Annotated in this window: 18 protein-coding genes; 5 read left to right on the forward strand and 13 right to left on the reverse strand. The window is 38.4% G+C overall.

Features of this window, described 5'->3' with window-relative positions:
• Nucleotides 1–93: 93 nt before the first annotated feature.
• From CRI88_RS09695 to CRI88_RS09730, 8 genes are all read right to left on the reverse strand, one after another.
• Entirely contained in the window at nucleotides 94–1086 is a 993-nt protein-coding gene (locus CRI88_RS09695) for an agmatinase family protein (RefSeq protein ID WP_101966550.1), read from the reverse strand.
• Between the two features lie 420 nt (nucleotides 1087–1506).
• Nucleotides 1507–2499, reverse strand: coding sequence for a polysaccharide deacetylase family protein (locus CRI88_RS09700; RefSeq protein WP_101966551.1), 993 nt, complete (start codon nucleotides 2497–2499; stop codon nucleotides 1507–1509).
• A gap of 4 nt (nucleotides 2500–2503) precedes the next feature.
• The gene (locus CRI88_RS09705) at nucleotides 2504–3250 is read right to left on the reverse strand and encodes a hypothetical protein (protein WP_231745101.1); all 747 of its coding nucleotides are present in this window, start codon (nucleotides 3248–3250) and stop codon (nucleotides 2504–2506) included.
• Nucleotides 3231–4904, reverse strand: a complete 1674-nt coding sequence (locus tag CRI88_RS09710) for a GNAT family N-acetyltransferase (protein WP_058844821.1) — start codon at nucleotides 4902–4904, stop codon at nucleotides 3231–3233. The genes CRI88_RS09705 and CRI88_RS09710 overlap by 20 nt, the downstream gene beginning before the upstream one ends.
• 1 nt (nucleotide 4905) lies before the next feature.
• Nucleotides 4906–6000 (reverse strand): glycosyltransferase family 4 protein, encoded by a 1095-nt coding sequence (locus CRI88_RS09715; RefSeq protein ID WP_058844820.1) that lies wholly within the window; start codon nucleotides 5998–6000, stop codon nucleotides 4906–4908.
• A 47-nt stretch (nucleotides 6001–6047) separates the two neighbouring features.
• Nucleotides 6048–6683 (reverse strand): sugar transferase, encoded by a 636-nt coding sequence (locus tag CRI88_RS09720; protein WP_058844819.1) that lies wholly within the window; start codon nucleotides 6681–6683, stop codon nucleotides 6048–6050.
• A gap of 141 nt (nucleotides 6684–6824) precedes the next feature.
• Complete coding sequence (locus CRI88_RS09725) at nucleotides 6825–7274, reverse strand: SACOL1771 family peroxiredoxin (protein WP_058844818.1); 450 nt, start codon at nucleotides 7272–7274, stop codon at nucleotides 6825–6827.
• Nucleotides 7275–7307: 33 nt separating this feature from the next.
• Nucleotides 7308–8909 (reverse strand): Na/Pi cotransporter family protein, encoded by a 1602-nt coding sequence (locus CRI88_RS09730; RefSeq protein ID WP_231745104.1) that lies wholly within the window; start codon nucleotides 8907–8909, stop codon nucleotides 7308–7310.
• A gap of 212 nt (nucleotides 8910–9121) precedes the next feature.
• On the opposite strand from CRI88_RS09730, the gene CRI88_RS09735 reads away from it, so the two are divergent.
• Nucleotides 9122–9745 (forward strand): hypothetical protein, encoded by a 624-nt coding sequence (locus tag CRI88_RS09735; protein WP_058844816.1) that lies wholly within the window; start codon nucleotides 9122–9124, stop codon nucleotides 9743–9745.
• A 39-nt stretch (nucleotides 9746–9784) separates the two neighbouring features.
• Here the strand turns inward: CRI88_RS09735 and CRI88_RS09740 are convergent, their stop codons facing one another.
• Both CRI88_RS09740 and CRI88_RS09745 read right to left on the reverse strand, forming a co-directional pair.
• On the reverse strand, nucleotides 9785–11395 hold the full coding sequence (locus CRI88_RS09740) for a GNAT family N-acetyltransferase (protein WP_058844815.1): 1611 nt from the start codon (nucleotides 11393–11395) through the stop codon (nucleotides 9785–9787).
• Between the two features lie 136 nt (nucleotides 11396–11531).
• A complete protein-coding gene (locus tag CRI88_RS09745; RefSeq protein WP_058844814.1) occupies nucleotides 11532–13220 on the reverse strand; it encodes an FAD-dependent oxidoreductase in 1689 nt (562 codons plus the stop codon).
• Between the two features lie 234 nt (nucleotides 13221–13454).
• Between CRI88_RS09745 and CRI88_RS09750 the strand changes: the two genes are divergently transcribed.
• The gene (locus CRI88_RS09750) at nucleotides 13455–14141 is read left to right on the forward strand and encodes a ZIP family metal transporter (protein ID WP_230593770.1); all 687 of its coding nucleotides are present in this window, start codon (nucleotides 13455–13457) and stop codon (nucleotides 14139–14141) included.
• Nucleotides 14142–14179: 38 nt separating this feature from the next.
• On the opposite strand, the gene CRI88_RS09755 is transcribed toward CRI88_RS09750, so the two are convergent.
• The gene (locus CRI88_RS09755; protein ID WP_058844811.1) at nucleotides 14180–15241 is read right to left on the reverse strand and encodes an S-layer homology domain-containing protein; all 1062 of its coding nucleotides are present in this window, start codon (nucleotides 15239–15241) and stop codon (nucleotides 14180–14182) included.
• Nucleotides 15242–15583: 342 nt separating this feature from the next.
• On the opposite strand from CRI88_RS09755, the gene CRI88_RS09760 reads away from it, so the two are divergent.
• Complete coding sequence (locus CRI88_RS09760) at nucleotides 15584–16480, forward strand: copper oxidase (protein WP_058844810.1); 897 nt, start codon at nucleotides 15584–15586, stop codon at nucleotides 16478–16480.
• 221 nt (nucleotides 16481–16701) lie between these two features.
• On the forward strand, nucleotides 16702–17601 hold the full coding sequence (locus tag CRI88_RS09765; RefSeq protein ID WP_058844809.1) for a 3-hydroxyacyl-CoA dehydrogenase: 900 nt from the start codon (nucleotides 16702–16704) through the stop codon (nucleotides 17599–17601).
• A gap of 54 nt (nucleotides 17602–17655) precedes the next feature.
• Here CRI88_RS09765 and CRI88_RS09770 read toward each other — a convergent pair whose 3' ends face one another.
• A complete protein-coding gene (locus CRI88_RS09770; protein ID WP_058844808.1) occupies nucleotides 17656–17847 on the reverse strand; it encodes a hypothetical protein in 192 nt (63 codons plus the stop codon).
• 3 nt (nucleotides 17848–17850) lie between these two features.
• Nucleotides 17851–18402, reverse strand: a complete 552-nt coding sequence (locus CRI88_RS09775) for a sigma-70 family RNA polymerase sigma factor (protein ID WP_058844807.1) — start codon at nucleotides 18400–18402, stop codon at nucleotides 17851–17853.
• A 173-nt stretch (nucleotides 18403–18575) separates the two neighbouring features.
• On the opposite strand from CRI88_RS09775, the gene CRI88_RS09780 reads away from it, so the two are divergent.
• The gene (locus CRI88_RS09780) at nucleotides 18576–18731 is read left to right on the forward strand and encodes a YvrJ family protein (protein WP_080717074.1); all 156 of its coding nucleotides are present in this window, start codon (nucleotides 18576–18578) and stop codon (nucleotides 18729–18731) included.
• Nucleotides 18732–18767 lie beyond the last annotated feature (36 nt).

The raw sequence follows: 18767 nt of genomic DNA on the forward strand, positions 1-18767 counted from the left end.
AATACAAAGTTTGTATCTATTATTGTTTTCTACTTAAACATTATAGCAAACTTTCAATAATCAGCATTGTTAATACACGGAAATACACTTACTTTACAACATAACCTTCCCTTTTTTCGAGATGCGATTGCGGTGATCCAGTTGAATCCCTGTTAACCATTGTAAAAAAGCTGTCACTCCAATCTTAACAGTTTCTGGACGCAGCACTCCTTCCTTCGGGTCGGCGTAAACAAAATCAATATGACGAACCCCTTCATTTTCACCAATTAGTTTAAGAATATCAAATAATTCATAGGCCGTTAAACCACCTGGTGTTGCTGCCGGAACATCGCGTGCAAACATAATATCAAGAGCATCTAAATCAACGGAAACATAAATGCGATCTACCTCATACATAAGCTGACGTAACATTTCGCGGATTGTGAGCTGAATACCATCACGTCGCATTTGCTTTAACGTAATCATATGAATCCCTTGCTCTCTTGCATAATGAATCATTTCAGGAGAATTAAAAAAGCCATGTAGACCGACATTATACACATGTTTCCCCTCCACAATCCCTGCTGCCATTAACTGATGGATTGGCGAATCTTGCGCTAAACCAACCTCCTCTTGATTTCTTGCATCTAGATGCGTATCAATTTGAATAATGCCAATCCGATCTTGTGGAAAAGCATTCTTTATGCCTTTTAGTGAGCATGCTGTAATGGCATGATCGCCTCCAATCAAACAAGTAAAGCTTTTTTGAAAGGCGATACTTAAATTTTCCGCTGCCGCCTCAATGGCCGATTCTGAAAGCATTCTATCTTGTTCATGAATCGCCACATCTCCTATATCAACGACTGATAGTGCACGTAAATTTATCTGCTCATCTAAATTATACGATTGAAAGCTTGGCCAAGCTTTCCGAAATGCTGTTGGGTATTGCGCTTTTGTTGAGGCTCCACTGGCATACGATAAAAGTGCACCATATACGACAATATCCACATCATTCGGGTTTGGATTTAGCTGCTGCTTTATCCATTGATGCATCGCTGATCCATTTTCTTGCTTCCATTGGCATTCTGGTTGTATAAACATATTCATCTACCACCTTTATATCTTTTCTATTCAAGTTAAATTGACCTATACGAACTTATGCTCTCCCTAAAAAGTCTTAACATATATCCTCTATAGTAATAGTACCATTCGTACATTCAACTTCGTCACTGTTTTTCTTTTTTCCTCTTTTCTTTTAAATTTTCTCCTTATACAACAAAAGAGCAAACTAGAAATCAGTTTGCTCTGCACATTTTATATGAATAAATATTTGTTTTTAGTCCCGAGTTGGTGTCTTTCACAAGAGTTACCACTATTTTAGAACGCCTTGCTCTTCTTTATAAGCGGCTTTCTCACCTCGAGAGCTATTGGACCACTCTCATGAGCAAGCCACCGTGGTAAAGAAGATGTGAACCCCCAACCCTGTTTCCAAAAATTCTCCACTTTTAATAAAAGCACTCTAATCCTCTACTTCTGCTGTTTAGAACGGCTTTCACAAAGTTCTGCTACTTCATACATGGAGTAACTTTGAAAATCGTATTGACTGCGCAAGGTCTGAAAATAACTTAATAGCTCTTCTAGCATAGCTAAATTTTTATCAAGATGTTTGCCAAAATTATGAGGATGCCACCATAAATGATAAAATGCTTGTGCCTTAGCAGCCTCAAGCATGCCTTCCTTTATGCGATTTACTTTTAAACCCTCGAATACACGTAACGGACTACAATAAGGTCTTAAAAAGGCACTTGATCGAATATTAATTAGTTGGTCCTCTTGCATTTCCTCCAGTGTAGCCATATGATGACCAGTTAGATTCCAATAGCTATCTAGCCACTTTTTGGCACCCAAAAGTCTTCCTTTTTTCGTAAACTTTTGGGCATCATACAGAACATGATTTTCAGTACCTCTGTAGCAAACATAGCCCGCTTCTAAACAGGCTGCTAAATAATCTTTGTTTACTTGATTACGGGGGAAGACTATGGATTTCATCGGAGCAACATACCCCTCACTAATCGTTTTTGTCGCATGTAAGTCTGCACAAAAGGCTGCTTCTGTTTGACCATTCTCTAAGCAATAGAAATGAGAAAAGGTATGACTTCCTATTTCCTGATGTGGTGTACGTTTAATCTCCTCAATTAATGATTTCCCAAAATGCAAGAGATCCTCTTGTTCATTTTCGCCTACTTTTGCTAGCTGGCTATGCGCCGCAAAGCGCATGTTATCATATTTCACAGGGATACCTCGTAAATAATGAGCCATTTCTGCCTTTGATTCTGCAAACAATAATCCGACTGTAGCCCAAGTCGCATGTATGTCATATTGCTCAAATAACGCTAGTATCCTGGGCAAGGCTTTCCGTACACCATAAAGGTTCTTATTATATTGTCCATATCGAAATACATCATGGACACCCCAATTCAGCTCAAAATCTAATGAAATAACGAGACCCCCACCATTCATGTAACTACTTCCTCCATTTTTGCACACCTAGTAACAGTGCACGTATTTTGGATTGAGTAATATAGCCTGAGTAAACATGGACAAGCTTGCCTCCAAAGCTTAATTTAAAGGCTCGTACATTTCGATTGTCCGTTAACTCACCCATATCATATAAAACAAACCCTTGTGCTTTTAGATGCAGTAGGTTATGCCAGATTAAAAAACGATTAGCATAACGGATTGGGCGTTTTAAATGAGCTGGCATAGCTGATGCATGACAAGTTGCCACATAATAGGACATCGCTTTTTTCTCATGTACAATATCTAATCGATAGCACAATGTTTGTCCACAAATACTTTGGATCTCAGATAATAATAATGCCCCCTGTTCGTTGAGGAGCATAATAGTTTCCATTTGCGACTTGCCAATCGCTTCAAGCTTTTTTCTTTTTGCAATATGATTATAAAATTGCTGAAAGGCTCGTAAGTTCTCCAGGGATGGCTCTTTATACAAAATGACTTGATAAGATTCCTTTTGGGCACGTCGTAAAATTTTGCGATTGCCTTCAGAAAGCGCTAAATACAATGATAGCTCATGCTCTTGCAAATGAATGTGAATCGTTTCACTTTTTACAAGCTTTCGACTAGGTACCAATGAATGTGTATACCCTACGACTTTCATTGATTTTCGAAAATTCGCTGGTTTTTCTAAAAAATAAAAATGCTGCATTGCGATATTCCATCGCTTACTTTTAATGGACAGAATGAACATCGCCCCCACTCTCTGTATATTTTTCTACACGCTGTCGCTCAAAACGGGCGATTTTATAAAGTTTCATTCGAGAAATAGGTTTATAGCCTAGCTGTACTAAACGTTTACGTTTCCGCCATTGCCAAAAGCTTGCTGTTACCCACAATGTTTGTGCTGGTTTTATTTTTCGGAAATACGCTGTAATAATATCGATTTGTTTGAAAACATCATAGGCTAAAAAATAGGTTTCCTTCGGTAAGGCTTCTACAATTTTCATTGAATCTACACGCCAATTGGAGGCATGTAACGCAAAGGCTGGCTTATTCGTTTCCGCAAAGGAGTCTTTATAGATCTTATAGCCCTTATAATAAAGAGCAATGACTTCTTCCTGATCAAGCTGCATCGCTTCCTGAATGGACATTTCTTCAAATAAATTACCTACAGGCTGCTGTGGCGATACGTCCTCTAATGGGGATAATTCATACAGCTCCACTTGTTTCAAACGAATACATTTTTCTACGAATTGTTGTCCATATTCTAGCCAATCTTTTATCTTTCCATACTTTACTAAATAACGTAAATAGCCCAGTGTATTACGCTTCCAGTCCACAATTCGTTGATTGCCCTTTACGTGTTCTTTGAGCCGTTCCTTTAGCGTCAAAAAACCTGCCAATAGATTTGTACGTTTCGTACCACTGCTAGCAAGCATATGCCTCGTAAAATCAATGCTAGAACGCCAATCAAATTTATAAGGCTCATAGCCAATGCTCATATCAAATAAGTTATAGTTTGCTGCAAACGTTCGCTGAATGGTTTCCTGATTGACTATACGACCTGCACCAAATAAATTGAAGGTTGGCTCATGTGCCAGAGCATAAGTTACATAACGACCACGACAGCCAAGACCATAGGTGAAAGCAATCCACTGGTTTTCAAAAACAAGTGCATCGACCTCCACCTGTAATGCCTCTCCTTTTAGCATTGTAAGACGCTCAAAAAAATCTCTTTTCTTGCCCTTTGTAAAATCACTTGTATCTAGCTTCTTTGCCCAGCGTCTATCAAACAACCGAAACATTTGCCAAAGCTCGTCCTGTGATGGCTCACGCATTGTTAAGGAGCCTAAATTTCGGAGCTTTCGTTCGCGACGATCAACACCATGCATTTTTCGCCGTTGCTGGAAATGATGCTGAAAATCTACTTCTGAAAAGGCGAGATAGGGTGTCACAACACGGAAAATACTTGTACGTAATTGTCGCTCTACAAAGTATTGCTCCACGACTTTTGTAGACACTTTACTTTCTAATAAGCCATGCAGTGAAAAAACAATATGCCGATGCCTCTTAATCAGTTCATCAAATACGAAGGTCGTTGCTTGTGGTAACCATTGATGTTTGGCAACAACCCCTGTATAGTTAGCAATATTTTCACCTGCAAAGGCATACACTCTTATCCCCCATCGAACAGATACCTTAAAGGGGAAAAACGCAATGATTGTCCCGTCATGTTCAATGGCGTAAAGCTCAACTCGTTCTTTACGCCCTACAATTTGCCACCAATTATAAAACCAAGCAAATTCTATAAACGGGTTATCATTGTCCTCTGCTTCTAAAATGGCATCCCAAATTTCCTTGTACCACATAAGCTCATCATCTGTTCTAATGCGAATTAATTGCAATTTAATCCCCTTTCTTCACAAGTTCTGAAACAGCCTGTTGATACACTGTTACTGTTTTTTGATACATGGGGATAAACGTGAAATCCTGCAAGTAACGACGTTCACTTGCATTCCCCATTTGTTGCCTTAAAATAGTATCCATTAACAATGTACGAAGCCTCTTCTTCAATAATTCATATTCTTCTCGCCCTACTAAAAATCCATTATCCTTATCTGCAATAAGTTCGTTCACACCACCTACATTTGTTGCAATAATTGGAAGACCTACACGCATTGCTTCAATGATAGAAATCGGCAAGCCTTCCCAATCTGACAACAATACAAATACATGGCTCTTCTCTAGATATGAATGAACGTCTAATTGATTGCCTAAAAAGGTTACACGATTCGTTAAACCATGCTGAACAACGAAACCCTCAAGAGCTGGACGTAAAGAGCCATCCCCAATTAATTGAAGATGCCAAGATAGATCTGTGAGCTCTGCTAATGCCTTTAGTAAAATATCCTGTCTTTTTGGCACTTCAAAACGAGCAACCATGATAATGATTGGCTGCTCCACGAATGTCTTTTCAGTTGCCTTGCTTCTCTCAATTCGATCAATTCCATTATGGATGGTCAGCAATTTATGAGCGGGCGCAACCTTTTCCAAGAGGGCTAGTTCCCGATCATATTCAGATACTGTAATTATTTTTGTTGTGAATGGCTGAACCGATTTTTCCACCCGATGATAGAGTAGCTTTTTCTTGCGGGGAACACCTTCTGTAAAACTCCAGCTATGTGCAGTAAAAACAGTTGGGATACGTAGTAAACTGCCAACGACACGACCTATTACACCTGCCTTAGATGAATGGGTGGCTACAACATCAGGTTGTATTCGTTTGAAGATTGCTCTTAATTGCCAAAATGTTTGAAAGTCTTTCGTTACATGAATAGCTCTTTGCAAGGTAGGGATGGTGATCACTGGAATTTGTTGTTCTTGTAAGCACCATAATGAGGGCTGATAGGAACCTGTCACGACAGTTACTTCATGCCCATCTTGTTTGAGCTGGATAGCAAGTGCCTCCACATGCTTTTGTGCTCCTCCCACTTTATCCATTCGTGTAATAAGCTGAACAATCTTCAGTCTAGCCACTCCTTATTTCTTTAATAGGCACCTGTTCTTGCTACTACGACATAAAGTGTCTTCAACACAATTTGAACATCCATCCAAAAGGAATAATTTTCAACGTATTCAACATCATAAGAAATTTTTTGTCCATGTGAAATATTCGACCTACCGTTAATTTGGGCAAGACCCGTTAAGCCGGGTTTTACCTCCAGACGCCTGGCCTGTAGCGGGTTATACGCATTTGTAATGGTGGGAACCTCTGGGCGTGGTCCGACAATGCTCATCTCACCCTTTAACACATTTAAAAGTTGTGGAATTTCATCAATACTGAGCTTTCGAAGGATAGCACCCACTTTTGTAATCCGTGTATCTTGCTCTGTTTTAAAATAATAATCATCAGGGATACCGTCAGCACAAATAGCAGGCATATTCACTGGAATAGCTTGAATACACATGGTTCGTAGCTTCCAAATCACAAAGCGGTGATGATCGAGGCCAGTTCTTATTTGTTTAAAGAAAATAGGGCGACCTGTCGTCATGAGTAAAATGAGGAATACTATTAGCATAAGAGGGATTGTCATGAAAAGTAAAAATAATGCTCCAACTATATCAAATATTCTTTTGCCGTACTGACCATAGAATGTGAGATTCTGAGCTGTCTGAACGTGCAATACATCATCCTTTGCATTTTTTTAGCACTTATCACTATATATTCATTTTGAACATTTCTAGAACTATTTAAAAAAAGTGCCTCTTTTTATAAAAAAAAGAGTTATATCAGCGACCTATGCTGAATAACTCTTTTTGCCTTATTATATGCTTGCTTCCAAAATTTGAACATCACATTCAATCATAACGTTACCTTTTAACGCTTTACTAATCATACACGTTTGTTCCGCCTTTTGTGCTAAACGTTCCACTCTTTTTGCAAGTTGTTCTGATAATGCTTGGACAACAATCGTTGGGTTATGCACAATTTTCTCATAAGTAAATACACCATTTTCTACACTGACAAATCCATGCGCTTGCATGGATAATTGCTGCACCTCAATTTCTGATCTTTCAAGGAGGGCTGCTAATGTAATTAAATAACACGTTGCCGCTGCCCCTAACAGCATTTCATCAGGATTTGTCCCAATGCCAGGTCCATTCATTTCCTGAGGAATAGAAATTTCTGTTTGCAAATTGCTTGCTTTGATGTTCCCTGTACCATTTCTTCCCTCTGCCCATGTTAAATCCATTGTAAATTGATGCTGAACCATTCTATACCCTCCTTCTGGAGATGAGTATTCCTTTTATTCAACTATTGCTGTGTTTTTTTCTGCCTCAACATGACGACCTTTTTTAGTTACGGTTTGATACTCAGCAAGGCGAGCCGTTGTACGCCAATAGTGATAAATAAGGCGATCAAGCCACAGTAAAGCCTCCACTTTCGATACGGCTGTCTCTAACTCTACCACATTTTCAACAGTATGCTCGAAGTACGCATTTCGTTTGTCACGTCGAACTGCCGCCATTTCGGAGGATGTAACCTCAAGCAGAGTTGCAATCTCAGGTAAACGCTCATCCTCATCGATAATCAATAGAACTTTTTCCAATACCTCTAACCATTTTTGAGTTAACGTCACCTGTAATTGGAAGGCATTAGGGTTCTGCTCACGTAATGCCTTAGATAGACGGTACAAATGATCTAAAGCATGTAAAAGTGCTATATGCTTAGAACGTTCCTTTTGCGAAGAAGATTGTATAGCATCCATAAATAAACGCGTTTTTTCAATCGCCTCATCAATTTGAGCTAATTGACTGTCTATTTCAGCTGTTCGTTTTTTCCCTTGTATAAGGGTAACAATGACAGTCGTCAATTCCTTGGTAATGTCCTGTAACGTATTGAAGGATACTTCTACAGCTACCCCTGGTAATTTAGCTACACTATCATCTAAATTCCGTGTTAAACGATTTCCTTTTTCAGGAATCATTTTTTCAATAGCCTTTGCGAAAGGGCGTACAAAAGGCACAAAAAGAATGGCTCCGATGACACTAAATAATGTATGGAAAACAGCAATGCCTAATGTTTCATCGAAGCTACCATTGATGGATTTCGTGACAAATTCGGTTAGTGTGAACATAAACGTTGCACCAAATGTCACTAGAATAGCCGTTACTACGTTGAACAATACATGTGTCACGGCTGTTCGTTTAGCAGCTGTTGATGCACCAATTGCAGCAAATAATGCTGTAGCAGTCGTACCAATATTTTGGCCAATAACTAAATAAGCTGCCTGTTCAAAATCAATAGCGCCTGCATATAAAGCTGTTAAAGTGGCGGCAATTGCGGCACTAGAAGCCTGCATAATAACCGTCATAATAAGACCTAAAACAATTAAAATTAGTATTCCACTAATAGAATTTGCACTAAATGCATCGAATGGAATTTTATCCTGTACAGCTGCCATTCCTCCCTGCAGGACATCAATACCTAAGAATAATAATCCAAAACCAGTAACTAGCCCACCAACTGCTTTGTAGTCACGAGGAGCAAGCAATTGCACAAACACACCAAGAGCAATGAAAGGCAGTGACATTGTCTGCATATTAATTTTGAAGCCGATTAGTGAAATAATCCAACCAGTACTTGTACTCCCAATATTGGCGCCAATAATGACACCAATTGATTGGACAAACGTGAGGAGACCCGCACTGACAAAACCAATGGTAATCAAGGTAGTGGCGGTGGAGGATTGCACTAGCATCGTCATCAATGTTCCTGATAATACCGAACTAATGGTCCCACCTGTAAAACGATTTAGCCATTTTTTCAAGGCATCTCCTGCCAATTCCTTCAAACCGTTAGTTAGCATCGTCATCCCAAGTAAAAATAAACCGATGCCCCCTAGCACATTGATCAACCTATCAACACTCCCTACTAAATAATCTCTATTGATGCTCGACTCCTCTTTGGAGACGTTTTATTTCTTCATCGTACCATTATTGAATTTGAGAAAATAGGGATGTTTTCCTTTAACGAACAAAATAATCCATAATTTTACGAAAAACAAGATGATAATTTTTATGGTAGAATAGAATAAATAATTATTTAGGAGATTTTCAAATGATTTTAACAAAGCAAGAAGCAATACAAGCACTTAAAAAGAATAAGTTTATCGGTTTTACAATTACAACAGGCAATATTATTATGAAAAAGATCAATAAAACCGAATATAATATTTTTGTCTTTGAAGAAGGGCGAGATAAACCTTTACGTTATGTTGGTTCTATTATGAACGTTATGGCGACAATGAGCGATAAAGCTTCTAATAAAGATTTTGTCGTTGTTGAACAACTTCCAGCAGCAAGCAGCAATGAGGAAACGCAAACTTCTAATCAACAGGCAGCAACAGAAGAAAAAGTAGCACCAGCGATAGAAAAGGAAGAAACTGTAGCTGAAGGAACAGAAGAAAGCCGTGCTATTGCTGGCTATGAAGGGCTATATGAAATGACTGTGAGTGGTCGCATTTTAACGGTCCGTGAAAATCGTCCTTTAGCTCGTTGTAATGACGAATACGGCTTCCATATTGCACGACTAACGAAGGATGGCAAAGCATCCAGTCATAATGTCTTTGAGCTTTGGAAGCAAACATTCCCTGAACTTGAGCACACTCATTTCAAAGGTGCGTTAAAAGCAAAATATGGTACAGGCTGTAAACTAATCGATAAACCTGGTATCCATTTTTAATGAAACACCCTCAGCTTTTTTTGCTGAGGGTGTTATTTTTTAGAATTGATATATTTTTCGCCATTTGAACAACTTCACAATGTGAATTTTGGCTACCTTATGGAACCCAGCATACTGAAGCTTGCGCCGCCTGTGTCCATCATACCATGAAGCGATTGTACAAACCGCTCTCCCTTCACGCTGCACATCAGCAACAATGTCAGCTAGTCGCTGGCTATCATATTCCCTGATAAAGGACATATTTTCTGGCAGCTCATAAGAATAGTCAAGCATTTCTTCAATTGCTATTTTATCGTGTCTCCTATATAAAACTTGATTGTTTTCCCCAAACAGCCGATAGCCCTTATAGAAACTTGCAACATAATGTGCTCGCTCATTCAGCGTCATGATATCCTTCATTGTTATCTCTTGAAAGTTTACTAATTCTTTTGCTTGATTTTGCTCTGCGATATAAACGTCTAATATATGAATGGCTAGAATTCGTTGGAGTCTGCTTGTTAAAGCCTTTAACCAATTTTTTGCACTGGCATTCTTCACAAAATAACGCAGTTCCCCTAGTCGATCTCTCTTCAATTTCACTAGCTGATGATTATTCGTTAATAGACTTTTCAGGCGATCACGAAATACCATCCATGTTCGAATAACACGCTCTTTGACCCCTTTTGTACTCATGACAAACTTCCTTGTGAAATCAATATGTGTATACCATTCAAACTTATATGGCTCATAGCCACTTCCTAAGTCATAATAACGATAGCCAGAGTCATGGGCTTTTAACATATTTTCTTTTTCTATGATGCGACCAGGACCAAATAGATTGAAATCAGGCTCATGTCCCATTGCCTGACAGAAGTTACGCTCTCTACAGCATAGATCAATGGTAAAAGCAATCCACTGCCCTTCAAATTGCAAATGATCTACTTCTACTCGTAATACCTTGCTGTTCGTTTTGGCTAATCGTTCATAAAATAAGCGAGTTTGCTTTGCTGTAAAACCACTTTTATCAATTTTCTTTTGCCATCTTCTTGTAAATAACGTAAACATATCCTGTATATGATTGTGCTTCACACTTTGAAAGACTACTTGACCAAGTGACCTTAATTTATGTTCACGACGCTTCAAGCCTTTGAATTTTTTCCGGTGCTTTTTCAAAAACTCATCCAATGAGATCGATTGAAAATCTATATAGGATGTTACTGTTCGAAATATAGAATAAGGCATCTGGTATTCTATGGCATACTTTTCAAGCGCTTGCGAGGTAATTTTACTTTCTAACAAGCCATGAAATACTAACAAATAACGCTTATATTTTTGGCTAAATTCCTTTATTAAATAAGCAATTGCCTGCTCTAGCCATCGCTTTTCTGCTATGACTTCCATATAGGTCGCAAATCCTTGTCCTATAAAGCTAAAATGATGGATTCCATACCTCACAGAATGAATGAACGGAAAAAAAGCAATGGCCATGCCTTCATTTTCGACTACATAAATCTCTACATTGTCATGAGCCCCTAGTGTTGTCCACCACGTTGAGATCCATTCGTATTCAATAAAAGGATTATTATTATGCTCTCGTTCAAGTATTCCTGACCAAGTACTTCTATAGGGCTCTAATGTTTCAATGTCCGTGATGAGTCTGTAAGCTAGCAACGTACTAAATCGCTCCTTTTTCCGTTTTCATCGCCATACATTTAGTAGCCACTATATTCCTAGCAAGAAAGTGTTAGAACATTTCCCCAATGTAAAAACCCTTCCTCATCAGCGTGCTGGAAGGGTTCCGTCCAATTTATACATTCACAAGTGATGCCTCTTCTTTTGCTACTCCCTTGGCCATATATGTTGTCGCCACATAGCTTAAAGTCATACCAGGTCCAATGGTCGCTCCTGGTCCAGGATACGTTTCTCCCATAATAGACGCTGAACAATTGCCAGAAGCATATAAACCTTCGATTGGTTCACCATCTTTCTTAATCACCCGAGCATATTCGTCCACAACTAAACCGCCTTTTGTACCAATATCTCCTGGATATAAACGCAATGCATAGAACGGGGCTTTCTTTATCTCCGCCAAATTTGGATTTGGTAATGTCGGGTCCCCATAGTAATTATCATAGGCGCTATCTCCTCGATAAAAATCATCATCATGACCGTTCCGTACAAAGTCATTAAAACGATCTACCGTCGCTACTAGCCTCTCAGCTGGCACATCCATTTCTCTGGCAAGCTCTTCAATCGTCTCCGCACTTTTCACGATGCCATGATCATACCAACTTTTCGGGAAGGCTTGTCCTGGAAACAGCCCTGTAAAAATATAACGGCTTTTAGCAGAGGCATCAATCAATATCCAGGAAGGAACAGCCTGCTCTGTAGCTTCTTGATGCTTGTACATCCTCTCTACAAATTCATGATAGGGTGCCGCTTCATTAACAAAACGTTGCCCTGTGCTATCCACTACCATCATATTCGGTACACCGCGATCTGCCACTAGGAAGAATGGTTGCCCTTGCGGATCAATAACAGAAGGCGCTCCCCACACTTTATCCATTAGATCTAACGTAGCGCCAATTTTCACGCCAGGTTCAATGATGTCGCCTGTCTGCCCTTCTGGTGAAGAAGTCCACGCAGCATTCGTTGGGCTAGGTAAATACTTTTCGCGGAGTGCCTGATTATGTGAAAAGCCACCTGATGAAAGAACAACACCCTTCTTTGCCTCAATGCGCTGCTCTTGCCCATCACGTTCCACAACGATGCCAATCACTCGTCCCTTGTCCATAATGAAATCTTTAAAGGCAGTTGATAGCCAAAGCTCGCCATTTGCCTCCGCAAGAGAGAGCCGTAAACGTGCCACTAAAGCCTCGCCTAAAGCTACTGGGTCACTCTTTGTCACCTTTGATTTTACTAAACGCGCCCCTAATTTCAGTGCAGTCGTTTTTCCTTGCAACGTTCGTGTAATCATATTCACCTTATGAAACTCGTAACTATTCATCGTAAAGCCTTTTGTTGATAGTGTTGCCCGACGCATAGTATTCGCTAAAGAACCCATTTTCGTTAAATCGAAAATCAGTGGTTCAATGGAACGTCCCTGTGACAAGCCACCGGGTTTTTCAGGATAATAATCCGAGTAGCCTTTTGCATACTGGAAGCGTATATGCTTAGTTTTATTGTATAAAAAGCGTAACATTTCAGGTCCTCTCGTAATATAAGCTTCCTTTAACGCTTCTGGCACACGATCACCGATTGTTGAATCTAAATATTGGCGTGCAAGCTCATGTGTATCTGGAACACCTGCGCCTTTAATGACATGATTATTCGGAATCCATAAGGCACCGCCTGAAATAGCAGAAGCACCGCCGTAGCGATCTGTTTTTTCAATCACTAATGATTTCAATCCTTGTAATTTTGCTGTTAAACCTGCTGTCAATCCTGCTGCACCTGATCCTACTACAACTACATCATAACTTGCATCCCATTTCATTCAACCATTCCTCCCTATATGAGCTTAATCGATGAATCTGGTCTTTCTATTAAAAAGTATAAAATTAAACTAATATTCAGTCAATTGAATAAATTCGCTATTTTCCTACATTATGAAATTATCCACCGCTTTCTAGATACATTCTTGCAAGCATATTCATGTCCAATTAGCATATATTTGGAAAAATGACATTAAAGTTTATGATAGGGCGGAGGAACTTTACAGGTGAGTGCAATGATACTTGGCGGATTTCTATTTTTCAGTGTGAGCATTGGGGGTGCGATTGCCTGGATTTTCTCTAAGCTATTTCAGCATACGACACAGGGATTATCATTATTATGTGGGGGCTTTCTAGTAGGCATACTTGTGCTAGATATCATCCCTTCTTCATTTCAAATCTATCAATCATTCGGTATTATACTAGGCATTTTTATCGGTTATTTCATCTTTCAACTACTAGACACCCTATTTCATGCTTCACATACACAAAATCCATCGGTTTCTCTCCTAACTCTTGCTATGATTATCCATACAATCCCTATTAGTCTCACTGTTGGAAACTTACTTGGAAATGCTGCCTTAAGTATTTCGCTCACAGCCTCTATTATTCTTCATCATGTTCCAGAAGGCTTTGCTCTTTCAACCGCACTTATTTCTCAGGGGGAAAAGCTATGGAGACTTTTCATTTATTTCTTTATCTTCTCTATTTTCTTTAGTATCTTTATTTGGTTTGGACAATACTGGTCTTTACCGGAGAAAGCACAGGGGGTCTTAATGGGGATATCGATAGGATTAATTGCCACGGCTAGTATTTCTGAATTTATTTTGCATCAGCTACAGAAAGTCTCATTTAAATCATTTTTTATCTACCTCTTTTTAGGCTATTTCCTCAGCTATATTTTCCATATACTTGTGGAGTAAAAAAAGGGTGTCTCTAATATTAGAGACATCCTTTTTCATTATTCTTCTTCACTTAGTAGCATTAAAGTAAGCGTTAAAATTTTAGAAACCTCTGCACGAGTCAGATTTCCTTTCGGGTTAAATTTCCCATTCGTGCCATTTAAAATTCCTAAATGCTGTAAGAGACCAATAGCTTCTACTGTTTCTTTACGCATTTGATTTTTATCTGTGAAAGTATTAGTTGTGCTCACTTGTGAAACATTAACTTCCATACTTTCTAAATATCTAGCCGTAATGTATGCCATTTCCTCGCGTGTAACAGGCTTTTTCGGCTCAAATTTTTCACCATTAAAAATATCAATTAAGCCATACTCTTCTAGAATCGCTACTTCCTTTGCACCCCAGAATCCATTCAGGTCCGTATAAGTAGCTGGTCCCTCATAATCTTCATTTACATTTAAGCCAGATGCTCGGAAAATAATAGCCGCTAATTCTCCTCTAGTTACTTGTCCATTCGGATTAAAAGTTGTGGCAGATGTACCCGTGATAATATCAGCTTGATATAGCAATTGGATATAGCTCTCAGCCCAATGACCAATGGCATCCTTAAAATAACCACCTGGCTTTAACTCAACATCTGCACGAGCAAATACTTGAACCATATCATTTAAATCCTCTGCGCTAACAGCTTCCCATTTCCCTGCTGTATAAACTTCACTCTTAAAACCATTGCCAGTTTGCGTAATTTTTATTTGAATCGCATTACCGAATAACTTTTTAAGCTCTTCGTAGTTTTCTTTAAATTCTTTTTCTCCCTCTGGATATAGGTTTGTACCATCCTTGTAGGATTGAAGAATCGACTCTAACGAAATTTTTACTGTAATACTATTTTTCGTTGTAACAATCGAGACTTCATCATTCTCAAAGCCTATTTTAGATAGCAATAGCATTTTATAAATATCTTGATAGGACATTGCCTGTAATTGACTAGTAGCTGCAACAGCCTGCTTTGGATGGATAATATTTGCCACATTTACAGTTTCCTGTGCCTGTGCCTGTCCACCAAATCCTCCTGTTAAACATGCAATACTTAGTGCACCAGCTAACATTACTTTTTTCATCGTTCTTCCTCCTTCAATTCATACATCAAGTGTACTAAAACAGGACTTAGTAAATCTATAAAAATATGTAAATAATTCAATAATTATAAGAAAGACCTATTTATTACATACTAAAATTTTACTACTTCCCTTTTTATTTCGGCATGTATTCAATTAAGCAACAAGGTAATTTTTTATTATTTCTAAAAAAATTTAATAATATTACCACCTTATATTGATTACTAGCATGATTTTTATGTGCGTTTCTAGTCATAGATGCTATTGAAACCATCCGCCTCACATGTCCTAAATTTAACAACGACAAACATACAATAGAAAATCATGCTTACAGGAGGCTTCTTTATGGTTATCACCCCTGGTATTAAAGATTTACCCTATGTCATGCAAGTAAATGGTACGAAGTTTTTCACTTTGATTGCAGAAGAAATAACGTGGGAGCTTGTCGATGGAATCTTCATTCAGGCGTGGGGCTACAACGGTTCCACACCTGGGCCAACCATTCGTGTTTATCCGGGGGATCATATATGTATTCGTGTCATTAATCGACTACCTGAAAAAACTAGTGTACATTGGCACGGCTTACTTGTCCCGAACACAATGGATGGTGTTCCTCCCATTGAACCGTCACCTTTTATCGAGCCAGGGCATTATTTCGATTATCATTTTACAATTAAAAACCCTCCTGGAACATATATGTATCATTCGCATGTGAATGTCGCTGTGCAAGATAATGCTGGTCTTTTAGGCGGATTTATCGTTGAAGACCCTTGCTTACAAAACATTTCTCAGCACAAGGATTATCTATGCCTATTACAAGAATGGGCTGTCGATCAATTATCCTGGGGGAAGCTTACAAAAGGTACGTATCCTTTAAACTTTATTAAGCCTGAATTTAATTTTTTCACGATCAATGGCAAATGCTATCCTTTCACAAAGCCATTAGCCGTACATTTAGGTGATACTGTAAAAATTCGTTTTGGCAACATCCAAATGCATCACCATCCCATCCATTTACACGGTCACCAATTCCACGTCGTTGGGGCAGATGGTTTTCCTATCTCTAGCCACACACAAATTGCTAAAAACACCATTCTTGTTGCCTCTGGTGAAACATGGGATATAAGCTTTACGGCTAATAACCCTGGTATCTGGCCCATCCATTGTCATATGCCCCATCATGTTACAAACAATGGCGCACCTGGTGTTGGGGGCATGTTTACTACAGTGAATTATCTTTAACATGGAGGACAGCTTAAAAGCTGTTCTTTTTAACGTTATATTTCTTTATTATTGGGTACATACTTGATAAGGAACATCACATAAATCTTTATATCTCTATAATATTAGAGTCTATCATTTGATTTTTATTGAAGGTTAGAAGTAGTATGGAATTGTAACGAAGGATTATCTACCTATCCACACTATTATATTAATGTAACAATTTCAAAGGAGGAATTTCGATGAATTATCAAAACATTACGGTTGCAGGTAGCGGTGTATTAGGAAGTCAAATTGCTTACCAATCTGCTTTCAAAGGTTTTAATGTAACCGTTTACGACATTAATGACGAGGCTCTAAAAAATGCACAGGATCGCATTACAAATTTAAAACCCTTGTATCAACAAGACCTAGGTGCGACACAAGAAGAAGTAGATGCTGCTTATGCACGTCTTACTTTTAATAGTGACTTAGCTCAAGCTGTTGCGAATGCGGACCTTGTAGTTGAAGCAATTCCTGAGGTTGTGAGCATCAAAACTGAGTTTTACACAAATCTAGGCAAAGTAGCACCAGCAAAAACAATCTTTGCAACAAACTCGTCTACTTTATTACCTAGTCAATTTGCTGAGGCAACTGGACGCCCTGAGAAATTTTTAGCTCTCCACTTTGCAAATACTATTTGGAAAAACAATACAGCTGAAATTATGAAACATCCTGGTACAGATATGACAGTATTTGATGAGGTTGTAGAATTTGCACGTGCAATCGGCATGGTACCTCTACCATTATATAAAGAACAACCTGGCTATATTTTAAACTCATTGCTTGTGCCATTTTTAGATGCAGCTGAATCTTTGCTTGTAAAGGAAGTAGCTGATCCAGAAACGATTGATAAAACATGGATGATTGGTACTGGTGCTCCACTTGGGCCATTTGCTATCCTAGACATCGTCGGCATTAACACAGCCTATAACATTGTGGAAGCGAAAGCAAGTGCTACTGACGATGAAAACATGAAAAAATTAGCTAACCTTTTAAAAACAGAGTACATTGAAAAAGGTAAACTTGGTCGTGCAACTGGCGAGGGCTTCTACACATATCCAAACCCAAGCTTTGCTAAACCAGACTTCTTAAAAGGTTAATGCTTCAAAAGAGCAATTATCCCATTAAAAAGGAAAATTGCTCTTTTCTTTTTTTCATGTAAAGAAATCCCAAAATCCAGGTGTGTCCTTAAATTCTTTTGTCGCCATTTTTTCAATAATTTTTAATTTGATCTCCTGTTCCAGATCCTCTCTGTCCTGATAACTTGTTTGATGAAGACACTGCTTAATTTTTGGCATGAAGTTCTCAATGATTATTAGCGTCTCCTCATTGTAGTTGTTTTCCATTGATTATCTCTCCCCTTTTTTAAGCATCTGCTGAAGTTTCTTTAATGCCTTTCGATGTAGATTGGATATATTTTGAGGTGATGTGTGTAATGTTTCTGCTATTACTTTAATCGTACAATCTTTGACATAAATCAGCTCTAAAATTTGAAGTTGCTTGCCCGTTAATGTTTTTAAAGCTTTAAAGAGCTGTTCGTTTTCAACCATGTCCAATAATCCTCCCTCAATTCTTACGTCTCCTCTAGTACACTCAGTCTCAAATAGGTCATTATCTACGATTAATAAGAAGCGGTTTTGCAATCTTCTCCTTTTTTTATCAAAATCCAAGCTGAAGAAATAAATTAAACTGCTGACATATGTTATTTTTCGAACCCTTATATAGTGAGTTTGAAAAATTTCATCAACCATTTTCCTATTACAATCGGTTGGATATAAAATGGCATTTTGAACCAAATAAAGATTTTTAGCATCAGCTAAAAAACTTCTAATAATTGGATTTTTAATCTGCTCTATATTCCTGCGAAAAAACGCCTCTATTTTTTGATGCTCATTACACATTATTATCACTCCTATCTATCCGTCTTCTTGCTAAATAAAGTGAATATCCTCTCTCTATTATAAACCAAAAACAGAACAAATGTTCTGTTTGAGATTAATTTATATTGATTTTATGGTGCAGCAATTCACTTTAGTCATTGTAAGGCACAACAATATTGAAGGAGGAAGATGTCATGATTACACCTGAAACGATTCAAATATGGGTTAGCTTAATTGGAAACTCTGGTTTCCCTATTGCCATTACCATCTATCTCTTTGTGCGATTCGAAAAGAAAATAGAGGTTTTAGAAGCGGTCATCTTGAGATTATTAGATAAAATGGAGCAATAATCAGCCTAAAAAAATTTACGGCAGCACTCTTTAAAA

Source organism: Lysinibacillus fusiformis, assembly GCF_002845985.1.
In the GTDB taxonomy this organism is placed as follows: domain Bacteria; phylum Bacillota; class Bacilli; order Bacillales_A; family Planococcaceae; genus Lysinibacillus; species Lysinibacillus fusiformis_D.